Source organism: Arthrobacter caoxuetaonis (assembly GCF_023921125.1).
Classification (GTDB): domain Bacteria; phylum Actinomycetota; class Actinomycetes; order Actinomycetales; family Micrococcaceae; genus Arthrobacter_B; species Arthrobacter_B caoxuetaonis.
In genome coordinates, this window is the sequence record NZ_CP099466.1 from 1,506,741 (window position 1) to 1,522,790 (window position 16,050).

The 16,050-nt window shown below is 65.8% G+C and carries 12 protein-coding genes and 1 pseudogene; 7 read left to right on the top strand and 6 right to left on the bottom strand.

The annotated features are described in order from the left end of the window. Window positions 1-51 precede the first annotated feature (51 nt). Window positions 52-216 (top strand): SPOR domain-containing protein, encoded by a 165-nt coding sequence (locus tag NF551_RS06850; protein WP_227897118.1) that lies wholly within the window; start codon window positions 52-54, stop codon window positions 214-216. Window positions 217-249: 33 nt separating this feature from the next. Here the strand turns inward: NF551_RS06850 and panB are convergent, their stop codons facing one another. Continuing rightward, on the bottom strand, window positions 250-1,104 hold the full coding sequence (gene panB, locus NF551_RS06855) for a 3-methyl-2-oxobutanoate hydroxymethyltransferase (RefSeq protein WP_227897117.1): 855 nt from the start codon (window positions 1,102-1,104) through the stop codon (window positions 250-252). Window positions 1,105-1,342: 238 nt separating this feature from the next. Between panB and NF551_RS06860 the strand changes: the two genes are divergently transcribed. From NF551_RS06860 to NF551_RS06875, 4 genes are all read left to right on the top strand, one after another. Continuing rightward, complete coding sequence (locus NF551_RS06860; RefSeq protein WP_227897116.1) at window positions 1,343-2,683, top strand: glutamine synthetase family protein; 1,341 nt, start codon at window positions 1,343-1,345, stop codon at window positions 2,681-2,683. A gap of 19 nt (window positions 2,684-2,702) precedes the next feature. Continuing rightward, complete coding sequence (locus NF551_RS06865; protein WP_227897115.1) at window positions 2,703-5,726, top strand: bifunctional [glutamine synthetase] adenylyltransferase/[glutamine synthetase]-adenylyl-L-tyrosine phosphorylase; 3,024 nt, start codon at window positions 2,703-2,705, stop codon at window positions 5,724-5,726. Between the two features lie 100 nt (window positions 5,727-5,826). Continuing rightward, window positions 5,827-7,302, top strand: a complete 1,476-nt coding sequence (locus tag NF551_RS06870; protein WP_227897114.1) for an amino acid ABC transporter substrate-binding protein/permease — start codon at window positions 5,827-5,829, stop codon at window positions 7,300-7,302. Continuing rightward, window positions 7,299-8,027, top strand: coding sequence for an amino acid ABC transporter ATP-binding protein (locus NF551_RS06875; protein ID WP_227897113.1), 729 nt, complete (start codon window positions 7,299-7,301; stop codon window positions 8,025-8,027). The genes NF551_RS06870 and NF551_RS06875 overlap by 4 nt, the downstream gene beginning before the upstream one ends. Window positions 8,028-8,097: 70 nt before the next feature. Here NF551_RS06875 and NF551_RS06880 read toward each other — a convergent pair whose 3' ends face one another. Together NF551_RS06880 and glnA are read right to left on the bottom strand one after the other, a co-directional pair. After that, a complete protein-coding gene (locus NF551_RS06880; RefSeq protein WP_227897112.1) occupies window positions 8,098-9,231 on the bottom strand; it encodes a serine hydrolase domain-containing protein in 1,134 nt (377 codons plus the stop codon). Window positions 9,232-9,384: 153 nt separating this feature from the next. Further along, a complete protein-coding gene (gene glnA, locus NF551_RS06885; protein ID WP_227897111.1) occupies window positions 9,385-10,809 on the bottom strand; it encodes a type I glutamate--ammonia ligase in 1,425 nt (474 codons plus the stop codon). Between the two features lie 262 nt (window positions 10,810-11,071). Between glnA and NF551_RS06890 the strand changes: the two are divergent. After that, window positions 11,072-11,517 (top strand): annotated as a pseudogene (locus NF551_RS06890) (RDD family protein). Window positions 11,518-11,595: 78 nt separating this feature from the next. On the opposite strand, the gene NF551_RS06895 reads toward NF551_RS06890, so the two are convergent. The 3 genes from NF551_RS06895 to lipB all read right to left on the bottom strand — a co-directional run bounded on the left by NF551_RS06895 (window position 11,596) and on the right by lipB (window position 14,186). Then, window positions 11,596-12,348, bottom strand: coding sequence for a DUF4191 domain-containing protein (locus tag NF551_RS06895; protein WP_227897109.1), 753 nt, complete (start codon window positions 12,346-12,348; stop codon window positions 11,596-11,598). Window positions 12,349-12,462: 114 nt separating this feature from the next. Beyond that, complete coding sequence (lipA, locus tag NF551_RS06900; protein WP_227897108.1) at window positions 12,463-13,467, bottom strand: lipoyl synthase; 1,005 nt, start codon at window positions 13,465-13,467, stop codon at window positions 12,463-12,465. Continuing rightward, entirely contained in the window at window positions 13,464-14,186 is a 723-nt protein-coding gene (gene lipB / locus NF551_RS06905; protein WP_227897190.1) for a lipoyl(octanoyl) transferase LipB, read from the bottom strand. The genes lipA and lipB overlap by 4 nt, the downstream gene beginning before the upstream one ends. A gap of 104 nt (window positions 14,187-14,290) precedes the next feature. Here lipB and NF551_RS06910 point away from each other — a divergent pair, with 104 nt between their 5' ends. Beyond that, complete coding sequence (locus tag NF551_RS06910; protein WP_227897107.1) at window positions 14,291-16,042, top strand: serine/threonine-protein kinase; 1,752 nt, start codon at window positions 14,291-14,293, stop codon at window positions 16,040-16,042. Window positions 16,043-16,050: the final 8 nt, after the last annotated feature.

The following is a 16,050-nucleotide window of genomic DNA, read 5'->3' on the forward strand; positions in this document are numbered from 1 at the left end:
CCACTGTCCAGCCGCTTAAACGGCGCGGACGCACAACCCTGAGGAGGGCCCATGGCCGAGTTCTGGTTCAACGTGCAGACCCACGAAGTCGAAGTTGGCCCGCAGTCCGACTGGACCAAGCTGATCGGACCCTACCCCAGCCGTGAGGAAGCGGAACGCGCGCTGCAGAAGGTCCAGGCCCGCAACGAGGCCTGGGACCGGCAGGACGAGGACTGAGCTTCGTGCCGGAGCTCGAAGCTGGGCTCCGGGCTAGAAGCTGTGCTCCGGACCTGGGAACGTTCCGCTGCGGACTTCCTCGGCATACTCGCGGGCCGCGGTTGAAAGGACAGTCCGGACGTCGGCGAAAGCCTTGACGAAGCGCGGTGCCTTGCCGCCGCGCATACCCGCCATGTCCTGCCAGACCAGCACCTGTCCGGTCGTCGCGTTTCCGGCGCCAATGCCGATCGTGGGTACCGGCACGGCCGCGTCAACGGCGGCGGCGACGTCGGCGGGAACCATTTCCATCAGCACGCAGAACGCGCCGGCTTCGGCCAGGGCGACGGCGTCGTCGATAACTGCCTGCGCGGCATCTCCGCGGCCCTGCACCTTGTAACCTCCCAGCGCATGCTCGCTCTGGGGAGTGAAGCCAACATGGGCCATGACGGGGATTCCGGCAGCCGTCATCGCCCGGACGTGACCGGCGTAGTGCGCGCCGCCCTCCATCTTGACTGCCTGGACCCCTGCCTCCTTCATGAGCCGGACCGAGGACTCAATGGCCTGGGCGGGGGAGACCTCGTAGGAACCAAAGGGCAGGTCGCACACGATCAGGGCGCGCTTGGCTCCGGCAGCCACTGACTTGGCGAAGACGATCATTTCGTCCAGCGTGATGGGCAGCGTCGTGTCATGGCCCATGACGTTGTTGGCTGCGGAATCACCGATCAGCAGGGCCTCGATGCCGGCTTCGTCAAAGATCGCCGCGGTGTACTGGTCGTAGGCGGTCAGCATGGCGAACTTGCCGCCGGAATCCTTGAGCTGCTGGAGGTAGGACGTACGCACGCGCTTCGGCAGGGCAGGGGCCTGTGCCGGGTCGGTACCGTACGGTTTGGGCTGTTCAGCGCTGGTCATGATGTGAGCCTACTAAATATTGGCGCATACGGCCGGGCCCCGCGGAGCCCGGCCGGCACGTAATCTCCGGCCACACGCGGGCCGCGGACCGAAAAACCGGTTCCGGCTGGGTAGAGTATTTGCAGGCCGCGCACACCACCGGCCCCATCCCGGTCCGGGCGCTTCCTTGCCGCAGGGGACGGGCAGAAGGGTTTCAGATCAGGACCCGCCACAGCGAACCACAGCGAAAGAGGTAAGCATGAACCGCCAGCAGGAATTCGTTCTGCGCACGATCGAAGAACGCGATGTGCGGTTTGTCCGGCTCTGGTTTACCGACGTTGTGGGGTCCATGAAGTCCGTGGCCCTGGCCCCTGCCGAAGTTGAAGGGGCTTTCGAGGAAGGCCTCGGGTTCGACGGTTCCTCGATCGAGGGCCTGGCCCGCATCTTTGAATCCGACATGCTGGCCCAGCCGGACCCGTCCACCTTCCAGATCCTTCCCTGGCGCGGCGACGCGGAGCAGACCTCCCGGATGTTCTGCGACATCCTGACCCCTGACGGCCAGCCGTCTGCAGCGGACCCCCGCAACGTGCTCAAGCGCCAGCTGGCCAAGGCGGCCGACATGGGCTTCACCTGCTACACCCACCCGGAGATCGAGTTCTACCTCCTGAAGTCGGACCAGCCTGGTCCTGACGGCGAACCCGTTCCCGTTGACCGCGCCGGGTACTTCGACCACGTTCCCGGCGGCGTGGCCCAGGACTTCCGGCGTACTGCCGTGTCCATGCTTGAAGCAGTGGGCATCTCCGTGGAGTTCAGCCATCACGAAGCCGGTCCCGGCCAGAACGAAATTGACCTGCGCTACGCGGATGCCCTGCAGACCGCGGACAACATCATGACCTTCCGGACGGTCGTGAAAGAGGTCGCACTGATGACGGACTGCTACGCAACCTTCATGCCGAAGCCGTTCTCCGACCACCCCGGTTCCGGCATGCACACCCACTTCTCGCTCTTTGAAGGCGACTCCAACGCGTTCTTCGAGGCCGGCGCCGAGTTCCAGCTTTCGACGACGGCCCGCCAGTTCATGGCCGGCATCCTGCGCCATGCCCCGGAATTCACCGCCGTGACCAACCAGTTCGTGAACTCCTACAAGCGGCTGTGGGGCGGCGGCGAGGCTCCGAGCTATCTCTCCTGGGGCCACAACAACCGTTCTGCGCTGCTGCGCGTACCGCTGTACAAGCCGGGCAAGGGACAGTCCGCCCGGATCGAGTACCGCGGCATCGACTCCGCAGCCAACCCGTACCTGTCCTACGCCGTGCTGCTCGGTGCCGGCCTGAAGGGCATCGAAGAAGGCTACGATCTGCCCCCGGGTGCTGAGGACGACATCGAGTCGCTGAGCGCCGCCGAGCGCCGCGCCATGGGCCACTCTCCGCTGCCTTCGAGCCTCCACGACGCCATCCGTGTGATGGAGGAATCCGAACTGGTGGCCGGCATCCTGGGCGAGCAGGTCTTCGAGAATTTCCTGAGGAACAAGCAGGCCGACTGGAACGAGTACCGCCAGCAGGTCACGGCCTTCGAGCTGAAGAAGAACCTGAGCATCCTCTAGCGAAAGCGCCGGTGAGCTGATGAGCCTGACCAGACGCATGATTGCCACCGGGTTCACGGACCTGGAGAAGAGTGAACGCTTCCTCGCTGCCCCCGAGCTGTCGGGGATAGACGAGGAGAGGCTCTTCGCCGGATTTGCCCGGGCGGCAAACCCGGACATGGCACTGCAGTCACTGGTCAGGCTCCTGAGCCGCATCCCGTCGCTCGCTGAGCTGGTCAATGCGGAACCGGACGACGCCGAGGCGCTGTTCCGGGTGCTGGGCGCCTCGGAGGCGCTGGCGGAGTTTGTCATGCGCCACCCGGAGAACGCGGACCTGCTGGCTTCGGAGCTGCGCGCGGAACCTGGTGCGGTACCGGGCCGGATACTGCGCGCATCGCTGCTGGAATCCGTGGGAGCTGCCTCAGGCCCGAATTCGGTGGCAGCGGTGACGGGCACACAGGCCTATGTCAGCCTGCGCGCCCGGTACAGGCGCCACCTGCTGGACCTGGCCATCCGGGACCTCGGCGCGGCGTCGCCGGAAGATACGATGCCCGCGGTGGGCCGGGAACTGGCAGACCTTGCGGCGGCGGCACTGGAAGCGGCCCTGGCAGTGTCCCGGGCGGAACTTGCCGCGGCCTTTGACCCGGCAGACGTCGCAGCCGTCCGTCTGGCCATCATCGGCATGGGCAAGTGCGGTGCCAGCGAGCTCAACTACATTTCCGACGTCGACGTCATCTATGTCATCGAAGCGCCGGGTCTGGATGAACCGCTGGCGAACCGCATTGGCACTGCCATGGCCGCCGGAGTTTCCCGTGCCATCAACGCCTCAGCCATGGAGCCGGGCCTGTGGGACGTTGACGCAAACCTGCGCCCGGAGGGCAAGGACGGACCCCTGGTCCGGACGCTGGAGTCGCACCTGAACTACTACCAGCGCTGGGCACACACCTGGGAATTCCAGGCGCTGCTCAAGGCACGCGCCATCGCCGGTGACCCGGATCTGGGCCGGCGGTACGAGGACGCGGTCGCGCCGCTGATCTGGTCCAGTTCCGAGCGGGAGGGGTTTGTGGAGTCCGTCCAGGCCATGCGCCGGCGGGTCACCGACCATATCCCCGCCCATGAGGAAGCCCGGCAGATCAAACTTGGCAAGGGCGGGCTGCGGGACGTGGAGTTCACCGTCCAGCTGCTTCAGCTGGTCCACGGCCGGATCGATGAAACCCTGCGGGTCCGCACCACGACGTCGGCAATCGCGGCACTCAGCGAAGGCGGCTACATCGGCCGCGGAGATGCGGCGGACCTGGATGCGGCGTACCGGTACCTGCGTGTCCTGGAACACCGCATCCAGATGGTCCACATGCGCCGCACGCACCTGATGCCGGAGTCGGATCCGGCGCTGCGTGCCCTGTCAAAGTCCTCCGCCGGTTCCCTGGCCCTCATCCGGCCGAGCGCCGAGCGTCTGCTGGAGACCTGGCAGCGGACCAAGCGGCTGGTCCGCCGGCTGCACGAATCGATCTTCTACCGTCCGCTGCTGAACACTGCCTCCAACCTGTCCGAGGACGAGGTCCGGCTGACGCCGGAAGCCGCGCAGGCCAGGCTGGCTGCCCTGGGCTATGCGGACCCCAAGGGCGCCATGCGGCACATTGAGGCGCTGACCAACGGCATCAGCCGCCGGGCGGCCCTGCAGCGGCAGCTGCTTCCCGTGCTGCTGGCCTGGCTGGCAGACGGTGTGGACCCCGACGCCGGCCTGCTTGGCTTCCGCCGGCTCAGCGAGTCCCTCGGAGACAGCCACTGGTACCTGGGCATGCTGCGCGATTCCTCCGCGGCGGGGGAGCGCCTGTGCCACATCCTCTCCTCCTCCCGTTTCATCAGCGACCTGCTGGAAGTTTCCCCCGAATCCACCGCGTGGCTGGGCACGGACAAGGATCTGTCCCCGCTGGGCTTCGACGCCCTCTGGCAGGAAATACGGGCCAAAATGTCCCGCCACCCCCGGTCCGGAGAGGCTGCACGCCTGATCCGCCTGATCCGGCGCCGCGAAATGCTCCGGATCGCGGTGGCGGACAGTGCCGGCCTGCTCTCGCAGGAAGAAGTCGGCCGGGCGCTCTCGGACAACGACCGCGCCGCCGTGCTGGGCATGCTGCATACCGCGGAAAACGAGGTCTACAGCTCGGAAGAGCAGCTGACGGACATGCTGGTGGTTGCCATGGGACGGCAGGGCGGCCGAGAGATCGGCTACGGCTCAGACGCCGACGTCCTGTACGTGCACCGCCCGCTTCCCGGCGCAGATCCGCAGGCGGCGCAGAAGCAGGCCGAGCGGATTGTCGGGCTCATCTCATCCCTCCTGCAGCAGCCCTGCCAGCCCGCCATCCTGGCTGAACGGGTCCTGGAGCTGGACGCCGGGCTGCGCCCCGAGGGCAGACAGGGGCCGCTGGTGCGGACCCTCGATTCCTACCGGGGCTACTATGAACGCTGGTCCCTGGCCTGGGAGGCACAGGCGCTGCTCCGTGCGCGGCCCATGGCAGGCGATGACAGGCTGGGAGAGGATTTCCTGGCCCTGGTTGACCCCATCCGGTATCCGGAATCCCTCGACAAGGCAGATATCCGGGAGATCCGGCGCATCAAGGCACGCGTCGAAGCTGAACGCCTGCCACGGGGCGCCGATCCCTCCCGCCACGTCAAGCTGGGCCGCGGCGGCCTCAGCGACGTCGAGTGGCTGGTGCAGCTGCTGCAGTTGCAGCACGCCCATTCCTACCCGGCCCTGCGCACCACGGCGACGCTGGCAGCGCTGGACGCGATCAGCGACGCCGGGTTCCTGCCGGACGCCGACGTACAGATCCTCCGGGAGAGCTGGCTGCTGGCCAGCCGGATCCGTTGTGCAAACGTGATCCGCGGCGGAAGGAACGCCGACGTGCTTCCTTCCTCGCGGCGTGAACTCGAAGCAGTGGCCCGCTGGTGCGGTTACCCTGCAGGTCAGGGCGGCGTGTTGGAAGAACACTACCTCCGGATCACGCGCCGGGCGCGGGGTGTTTTCGAACGCTGGTTCTACGGCTACGGGCTCGAAGAGACCTGAGCCCGGACCCCGCGGTAAATTGGGTGCCCGCATTCCTAGTAGTCTTTTTGGTGGCGTTTGCTGCGCATCGCCGCGAACCATTAGCTAGGAGACGTTTACTTTGCACAGTGGCAAACGGGCGCTGAAAAGCCCCGCCTCACTCGCGGTTCCCCTCACCTCCCTGCTTGCAGCGCTGGCGCTGCTGCTGGGCATCCCCGCAACCGGGGCCTTCGCGGCCACCTCACCGGCACCGGACAGCGTGGCGGGCAAAACCTACACCATCGGTACTGATACCACCTTCGCTCCCTTCGAGTTCCGTGAAAACGGCGAGCTCGTCGGTATCGACATCGACCTGATGAACGCGATTGCGCAGGACCAGGGCTTTGCGGTGGAAATCCGTTCCCTCGGGTTCGACGCCGCCCTTCAGGCGCTGCAGTCCAACCAGGTCGACGGCGTCATCGCCGGCATGTCCATCACCGAGGAACGGCAAAAGGTCTTCGACTTCTCTGACCCGTACTTCGAATCCGGCATCCAGATGGCCGTGGCGGAAAACAACAACGACGTGGCCGGGTACGAAGACCTGGAAGGCAAGCGCGTTGCCGTCAAGACCGGCACGGAAGGCCAGGCCTTCGCCGAGTCCATCAAGGACGAGTATGGCTTCGACGTCATCGCTTTCGCCCAGTCGGCCCAGATGTACGACGACGTCAAGGCCGGTTCCTCGGTCGCCGTGTTCGACGACTACCCGGTCCTTGCCTACGGCATCAAGTCAGGCAACGGGCTGAAGACCGTCACGGACAAGGAAGTTGGCTCCTCCTACGGCTTTGCCGTGAATGCGGAGACCAACCCGGAACTCCTGGAAGCGTTCAACGCGGGCCTTGCGAACCTGCAGGAGTCCGGCGAATACGACGAGATCCTGGACCGCTACCTGGATGCCGGCGCCGCCGACTCCAGCTTCTGGTCCCTGGTCACCGACAACGCACCCGCCTTCGCCAAGGGCCTGGGCCTGACGCTGCTGGCGACCGCGCTGTCACTGTTCTTCGCGCTGATCCTCGGTGTGATTTTCGGTTTCTTCAAGGTCAGCTCCAAGATCGTGCTGCGCGGCATCGCCACCACCTACGTGAGCATCTTCCGCGGCACCCCTGTCCTGGTGCAGGCCTTCTTCTTCTACTTCGGCCTGCCCCAGCTCATCGGCCAGCCGGTCGACGTCCTCACTGCCGGCGTGCTGACACTGAGCCTGAACGCCGGTGCCTACATGACCGAGATCGTGCGCGGCGGCATCCAGTCCGTGGATCCGGGCCAGATGGAAGCGGCGCGCAGCCTGGGCCTTGGCTACGGCAAGACGATGCAGAAGATCATCATTCCGCAGGCCGTGAAGATCATGACGCCGTCCTTCATTAACCAGTTCGTGATCACCCTGAAGGACACGTCTCTGCTTGCCGTCATCGGCTTCGCCGAGCTGACCTACCAGGCACAGCAGGTCTACGCGGTGAACTTCCGCACCGCAGAGGTGCTGATCATCGTCGCAGCCCTGTACTTCATCGTGATCACGCTGCTGACCAAGCTGGCGGACGTCCTGGATAAGAGGTTCAACAAGTGAGCAAGATCCAAACCATCGGCCTGCGCAAGTCCTACGGTCCGGTCGAGGTCCTGAAGGGACTGGACGTCGCCGTCGCCGAGGGCGAAGTGGTCTGCGTGATCGGCCCGTCCGGCTCCGGCAAGTCGACTTTCCTGCGCTGCCTGAACAAGCTTGAAGACATCACGGCCGGCAAGGTCGTGATCGACGGCTTCGACCTCACCGACCCGAAGGTGGACCTGAACAAGGTCCGCCAGCACATCGGCATGGTCTTCCAGCACTTCAACCTGTTCCCGCACATGACCGTGCTGCAGAACATCATGCTGGCACCGGTGGAACTGAAGAAGGGTTCCAAGGCCGAGGTCCGTGCCAACGCCCTGGCGCTGCTGGACCGCGTTGGGCTGGCCGACAAGGCCGATGCCCGCCCGGCGCAGCTCTCCGGCGGCCAGAAGCAGCGTGTGGCCATTGCCCGTGCGCTGGCCATGAAGCCGGACGTGATGCTCTTCGACGAGGCCACTTCGGCCCTCGACCCCGAAATGGTCGGCGAAGTGCTCCAGGTCATCCGCGACCTGGCCAAGGAAGGCATGACCATGGTCGTGGTCACGCACGAAATGGGCTTTGCCCGTGAAGTGGCCGACCGGGTTGTCTTTATGGCTGACGGGCTCATTGTGGAGGAAAACTCCCCGGAGGAACTCTTCGGCAACCCGCAGTCGTCCCGGCTGCAGGACTTCCTGGCCAAGGTCCTCTAAGGCCAAAGCTGACGACGACGGCGGTGCGGTGCCCGGCTGGGTGCAGCACCGCCGTCGTGCGTTGAGCCTTTCAGCCCGAGGCTGCTTGGCTGCGCGCCTGGCCGAACGGCGCCCAGAACCAGTCGAAGTTCTCATCCGGACCGGCCATGAAGCGCTGGGTGAAGACCACCCCGATGTCCCCGTTCGGATAGACGGCGGCGCTGGTGCCGGAACCTCCTGCCCAGCCCCACATGCCGGGTTCGGACCAGCTCGCGCCCGGACCGGTCTGTACCGCACTCATAAAGCCCCAGGATTCCTCCGGCCCGGCCAGTTCGGCAAATCCGGGCCGCTGGGCGTCCGTGAGCTGGTCGGAGGTCATCTGGGCACCCAGCCCGGCCGGAAGCAGGACATCATCGGCCAGCGCCGCCAAGAACGACACGAAGTCCGGAACAGTGGAGACAAGGCCGCCGGCCAGGGACTCGAAGACCGGCGGTGACGCGAACGCGTCCTGGTAGGCTGCCGCCTCGAGAAGACCGCCGGCGGTGGCTTCATAGGCCGCCGGAAACTCCTCCTGCCCTGTCGGGAAATCCGTTCCGGCAAGTCCCAGGGGGCCGGTGATGCGTTCCGCCAGCAGATCCCTCAGCGGTATGCCGGCCACTTTCGGCAGGAGCGCGGAGAGCACGTCGGCACCTGCGTGGTACATCCACCGGTCACCGGGCTGCGCAGCGAGCGGAAGGCTTCCCAGCCGGGCCATGTACTCGTCGGGGGCCAGGGCCGGGGGAGTGGGGCCCCACAGCAGGTCGCGTGTAGCTGCGGCGTAGGGCGTCGGTCCGAAATCGATTCCAAAGCCTGCGGTCATGGTCAGGAGGTGGCGGAGCGTCATCGGTCCCCGCGCCGGGCCCGTCACGGCCAGCGGCGCGTCAGGCGTGGCCAGCACCCGGAGTTCGGCCAGGTCGGGAAGCCAGCGGGAGACGTCGTCGTCCAGGTCCAGCGTCCCGTCCGCAACCAGCGACAGGGCCAGTGCGCCTCCCACCAGTTTGCTGAGGGAGGAGATCCGGAACGGCGTTGCGGGGTTCATGGGACGGACGTCATCGAGTGCATAGGTACCCGCGGCGTGTACCTCCACCTCACCGCCGATCCGCACGCCCGCGACGAGCCCCGGGCACCATCCCGAAGAAACCCTGGCTTCCAGGCTGTCCCACAGAACATCGGTTAATCCAGGCATGGATCCACACTGTCCCAGCCTCCGGGACGGGTCAAGGCTGACCCGAAACCATGTTTCCCCCGCCAGCCGGGCAATACAAAAGGGTCCGCACTCTGCCTCCCGGCAGTGCGCGGACCCTTCAGCGGACCATCGCCGCTTTAGCGGCGGGACGTCCTAGACGCCGTAGTAGAGCTCGAACTCGTAGGGGTTCGGGCGCAGGGACAGCGGGAAGATTTCCTTCTCGCGCTTGTACTCGATCCAGGCATCGATCATGTCCTGGGTGAACACGCCGCCGGCCTGCAGGAACTCGTTGTCGGCTTCCAGCGCTTCCAGGGCTTCCTCAAGGGAGCCCGGAGCCTTCTGGATGTGCTTGGCCTCTTCGGCGGGGAGCTCGTAGAGGTCCTTGTCGATCGGGTCAGCCGGCTCAATCCGGTTCTTGATTCCGTCCAGGCCTGCCATCAGCTGCGCAGCAAACGCCAGGTACGGGTTGGACGAGGGATCCGGAGCGCGGAACTCGATGCGCTTGGCCTTCGGGTTGGAGCCCGTGATCGGAATACGGATACCGGCCGAGCGGTTGCCCTGCGAGTAGACCATGTTGACCGGGGCTTCGAAGCCCTTGACCAGGCGGCGGTAGGAGTTGACCGTCGGGTTGGTGAAAGCGAGGACGGCGGAAGCGTGCTTCAGCAGGCCGCCAATGTACCAGCGTGCGACGTCGGACAGGCCGGCGTAGCCCTTCTCGTCATAGAAGAGCGGCTCGCCGCCGTTCCACAGCGACTGGTGGCAGTGCATGCCCGAGCCGTTGTCGTTGAAGATCGGCTTCGGCATGAACGTCGCGGACTTGCCCCAGGCATCGGCAACGTTCTTGACGATGTACTTGAATTTCATCAAGTCATCGGCAGCGTGCGTGAGCGTGGTGAACTTGTAGTTGATTTCGGCCTGGCCGGCGCCGCCGACTTCGTGGTGGGAGCGCTCGACCTCGAGGCCGACGTTGTCCAGTTCGACGCAGATGGCGTCGCGCAGGTCAGCCTGCTTGTCCACGGGAGCGACCGGGAAGTAACCGCCCTTGTAGGGAGTCTTGTTGCCCAGGTTGCCGCCTTCTTCTTCACGGCCGCTGTTCCAGGGAGCTTCAATCGAGTCGACCTTGTAGAAGCTGCCCTGCGGAGCGGATTCGTACTGGACGTTGTCGAAGATGAAGAACTCGGCTTCGGGGGCGAAGAACGCCGTGTCGGCGATGCCGGTGGAAGCCAGGTAGGCTTCGGCGCGCTCGGCTACGCCGCGGGGATCGCGGTGGTACGGCTCACCGGTACGCGGGTTGACGATGGAGAAGTTCAGGGCGAGGGTCTTCTCGATGCGGAACGGATCCAGGAACGCGGTGGTCACGTCCGGGATCAGCTGCATGTCGGACTCGGCAATGCCCTGGAAACCGCGGATGGAGGATCCGTCGAAGAGCTGGCCGTTGACGAAGAAATCGGCATCGACGGACTTTGCCGGCACGTTGAAGTGCTGCTGCACGCCGGGCAGGTCGGTGAATCGAATGTCGACGAATTTAACTTCTTCGTCAGCGATGAACTTGAGGACCTCGTCCGCATTCTTGAACATCGTTTTTATGCTCCTTTTACAAGTTTGAGTGGAAGGGCCTCGGGCGGTGGACCTGTCCATGCACCGGCGCCGGTTCCGCGACGGCCGGTAACAGCAGTAAGTCTAGGAGCACCCCGTTACCCGCCCATGTCACCAATGTTTCGGAAACGTTTCGTGCACCGGGGCCCCTGGCTCCACCCTAGCCTGTGACCACTCCCCGGGGCATAATTGGGCGTCGTCACAGTGGGGCGGAGCGCGCAGCCCCACCCGGTAGTCTTAAACGGTGGTTGACAGACGAAGCATTGGTTCATGGCTCGAAGGGCCGCCGTCCGACGAAGAGAACTGGCCGGGACGGAGGCTTGGACGCCCGCGTTCGGGTCCCGGCTCGATTGCGCGGGTGGGCCCGCGCCTGGGTGCAATCATCATTGACTGGGCGCTGGCCTCGGTCATTGCCTACGCGTTCTTCGGAGGGACGGAAATTTCCATCCTCCTGGTGTTCGCCGCGGACAGATCGTCCTGGTGGGGCTGCTGGGGTACAGCATCGGCCACCGGGTCTTCAGCCTTCAGGTTCAGAAACTCGATGGGAGCGCCGCCGGACCACTGGCCGGCGTCGTCCGTGCCCTGCTGCTCTGCCTGGTGATTCCAGCCCTGATCTTTGATGCGGATCAGCGCGGCCTGCACGACCGGGTGATGAGCACCGTTCTGGTGAAGGTCAAACACGGCCGGTAGAACCCCCCCAAGAGCACAAAAGGGCCCCGGATCACTCCGGGGCCCTTTTCGTACGCGGTAACGGCGTGGCTGCGGCGGTTAGCGCCCGCGTGCGGCCTTGCGGTCCGGGCGCGCACGGTAAGGATCGATGCCCTTGGGGATTGGCAGGCGCTGGCCGAGTGCGGAGAGCCGCTTGTTGACTGCCTGGACTTCCTGCTTCGTCAGTGACTTCTTGAGCTTCCGGACCTTCTTGGCCACCTGCTGCAGGGGCACCTGGCCCTCGCCGCGGCCGGTCTGGATAACGTGGACCGGCACGTTGGGCACAATGCGGTTCATCTTCTTGCGCTCACCGTCCACGAGGACACGGACGCGGTTGGCAGGTCCTTCAGTCACCAGGACGATGCCCGGGCGGCCGATGGCGCGGAAGACTGCGTCCTGGGTGCGCGGGCTGACGGCTACGGGCTGCTCTTCGAGGATCCAGCCCCGGCGGAGGACGCTCAGTGCCGCGCCGGAGGCGCCGGGCTGCCCTTCAATCTGCGAGAACGCGGCCCGTTCGGCACGGCGCGAAAGGATGAAGACGGCGGCGAGCAGGCCCAGCGGGATCGCGATGATGAGCATCGTGACCCAGTTGTTGATCAGGAAACCGATGATCAGGCCGACGGCGATGATGCCCAGGAAGGCCCCCACCATCCACCAAACCACCATGGGATCGTTGCGCCGCGTCATCTTGAAGACGTCGGCGATCTGTTTCATGCGGCCTGGCTGCTTGTTCTTCTTTTCAGCCTTCGGCTTACGTGAGAAGAGGCCGCGGCGGGCGCCCTTGGATGCGTCGGAATCAGTGCTGTTGGCCATAATGCGTCAATTCTACGTGATGAAGTCCCCGCATCTTCTCCGCGTGACACGGCTGGCCGGAGCACCCGCCGGGATCATTCGCGCAGCGGGTCCCGCACCGTGGAAAACGCTTAGCTAACGGCGCGCCAGGACCGCCGATGCTTCCTGTGCGGCTGTCCCGGAATCCCCGATGTGTGCAAGGTTTGCCGGGACTTCGCGTCCCTTCTTCCGCATCGCTCCCGCCCACAGCCTGCCGGCCCGGTAGGAGGACCGCACCAGGGGTCCGCTCATGACGCCCAGGAACCCCAGTTCCTCCGCCTCGGTGCTGAGGTCGACGAACTCTTCCGGCTTGACCCAGCGGTCCACCGGGAGATGGCGATCGCTGGGACGCAGGTACTGCGTAATGGTGAGCAGGTCGCACCCGGCATCGCGCAGGTCCCGCATGGCATCCGTTACCTCCGCCCGCGTTTCGCCCATGCCCAGGATCAGGTTGGACTTGGTGACCATGCCCAGAGCCTGCCCCTGGGAAACTACGTCGAGGGAACGCTCATACCGGAAGGCGGGCCGGATCCGTTTGAACAGCCGGGGCACCGTCTCGACGTTGTGTGCGAACACTTCCGGCGCCGCGTCGCAGATCGCCTGGATGTACTCGGGTTTGCCGGAGAAATCAGGGATCAGGATTTCGACGCCGGTGCCGGGGTTAACCGCATGGATTTGGCGGATTGTCTCTGCGTACAGCCAGGTTCCTTCATCCTCCAGGTCATCCCGGGCCACACCGGTAACCGTGGCGTAGCGCAGTGCCATGGACTGCACTGAGCGTGCCACCTTCAGCGGTTCCATCCTGTCCAGCGCGGAGGGCTTGCCCGTATCGATCTGGCAGAAGTCGCAGCGCCGGGTGCATTCGGAACCGCCAATGAGGAACGTCGCTTCCTTGTCTTCCCAGCACTCGAAGATGTTGGGGCACCCGGCTTCCTCGCAGACGGTGTGCAGACCCTCCTTCTTCACCTGCCCCTTCAGCTGCACGTACTCGGGTCCGATGTTGACCTTGGCTTTGATCCAGTCCGGCTTGCGTTCCACCGGAACGGCCACATTGCGCTGCTCGATCCGCAGGAGGCGGCGGCCTTCGGGGGCAAGTGTCACTTCAGGACTCCTTCGTTGTAAGTGCCGGACTCTGCCCGGCGTTCCGGATCCGAGTGGGCAGCTGAGGCATGCAATGTGCCAAGGCTCTGCCGCAGCCGCGCTTCCACCGGCCCGACGACGTCGGCAGGTGTCACGGTCCTGCCGGTCTCAGCGCTGATCGAGGTGGTCCCGGCGTCGGTGATGCCGCACGCAATGATCTGGCTGTAGGGCGCCAGGTCGTTGCTGCAGTTCAGGGAGAATCCGTGCATGGTGACACCGTGGTCTACCCGGATTCCGATCGCGGCGATTTTCCGGTCCCGGCTCCCGCCGGTACCGCGGATCCAGACGCCGGAGCGTCCCTCGATCCGTGCTCCGGCCAGTCCATGGTCGGAGAGTACGCCGATGATCGCTTCTTCGAGGGCGGAGACATAGTCGACGATGAGGACCGGATCGGGAAGGCGGAGTACCGGGTAGCCGACCAGCTGCCCGGGGCCGTGCCAGGTGAGTTTGCCGCCCCGGTCCACGTTGATCACCGGAGTACCGTCAAAAGGCCGCTCATGCGGTTCGGTGCGGCGGCCGGCTGTATAGACGGGAAGATGCTCCAGCAGGAAGACGGTGTTTGCCCTGCTGCCTGCCCGAACCTCGCTGTGGGCAGTGCGCTGGAGTGCCCATCCGTCGTCGTAGTCAAGGAAGTCCGGAGCGAGCCCTGCGCGCACAAAGTGCAGATCCATAGGGGACAGCCTAGTGGCTGTTCTCCAGACCCGCCGGTGTGAATCACATCACGTTGCCCCCTGTCTGTGGATAACTCCTGCAGCAGCGTCGCGGACCCGCTAGAACTGTCCCCATGAACGCTACGGAGGACCCGCACAGCCCGGGGCTGGCCGGGTCGGCGCCGGACGGCGGCGGACAGGGGGAGCAGACCGTGCGCCGTCCGGTCGTGCCCGGTTCCGGATGGCGCATCGGGCGGCTGCTCGGGGAAGGCTGCCACAGCACCGTCTGGCTTGCGCAGCGGTTGGCCGACGGCGCCTGCTTCGCCCTCAAGGTTCCGCACCGGCGGCAGGACCCTGCGGAAGAGTTTGAACGCAGGCGCGAGGTCACCATCCTCACCCGGCTGCAGCACGAGAACCTCCTTGGCATCCATGGGCTGCTGAACACGGAGGAAGGGCCGGGCCTCTTGCTGGAATACGCTGCCGGGGGCAGCCTGGCCGGGCTGCTGGCGCTCCGGGGAACACTTTCAGAGGGTGAAGTGGTCACCGTGCTGACGGCAGCGGCACGTGCCCTGGCCTGCCTGCACGCCGATGGTGCCGTTCATGGTGCTGTCACGCCGGGGAACATACTGTTCACGGCCAACGGCAAGCCGCTGGTGGCGGACTTTGGCACCGGCCGGATGTTTCCCGGGCAGCAGGATGTCCCGGTGGGAAGCACGGGTTCTGCGCCGGAGTTGCGCACAGGTGCCGGCTCCTCCGCACCAGGGCCGGAGGTCGACGTTTACTCGCTAGGAGCGCTGGGCTGGTTGATGCTGACCGGGCGGCCGCTCAAGCCGGGTCTGCGTCCGCCGCTGATTGTCGCGCTGGGCGGAGGAAACCCGCGTCTCTGCAGCCTCTTGGAAGCAGCCCTGGACGAGGATGCCGGAAGGCGGCCCACTGCGGAGGAATTCTCGGTCGGAGTCTTCCGGGCTGTTGACGCTGAACCGCTGCAGTTGCCGGCAACTGTCCCTCCCGGCATCCAGCCGGACACGCAGACCCGGCGTGCTGCCCGGGACGCCGCCCACCCCGGGCGCCGGCGAAGGCGCCGCCCGCGGTTCGGCTTGCAGAAAGCCTGGCCACAGGAAACCGGGCACCCCGGGTCCGTAAGGGTGCGCCGGGCAGCCGGGCAGCGATTCAGGAAGCTGTGGCTCGGCGCAGCAACAGGAATCGTGGCGGTGACGGCTGTCTGCGGAGCCGTGGCGGTGCTGGCGCCGGAATTGCTCGGTCCCTCGAAGGAACTCCTGCTGCCGGCGGCAACGGATGTTCCGGCTGCCGGGGCGGCCGGAGAGGCACCCTCCGGCACCAACGTGCCCGAAGAGGCGGCGGTGCCCGAAGAGGAGGCTGATCACATCCCCTCTGCGGGTGCCTCCGGCGACCCGGGACAGGCAGATCAGGACGTTCCTTCTGACTATGAGCTTTCCGTGCTGCAGGGCCAGGACCCCCTGGCGGCAGTGCATGTCCTGTCCACGCTGCGTGCCCGGTCCTTTGAACGCGGCGATCCGGCGCTGCTCGGCTGGGTAAACCTGGCTGGTTCCCCGGCGGAGGAGGCGGATTCGGTCGAGGTAGGGCGGCTGAAGGAGAAGGGTGAACGTCTTTCCGGGCTCCGCCTGGACGTCCTGCGGGCCGTCTCCGCGGGGGAAGGGGGCTCCGGGACCGACCGGGAGCTGGTCGCTGTTTCCATGGAGAGCTCGGGTTTCCAGCGCGTCCGGGCCGACGGGTCCCCGGCTGGCCCGCCTGGTGCCGCCTCCGGCCGGGATGTGGTGCTGGACCTGGTACGGACGGACAGCGGATGGCGGATCGCTGCCGTTCTGCCTGGCGGGGAAACCGGGGGCGGGGGAGCGCAAAGATAGGATCGTTC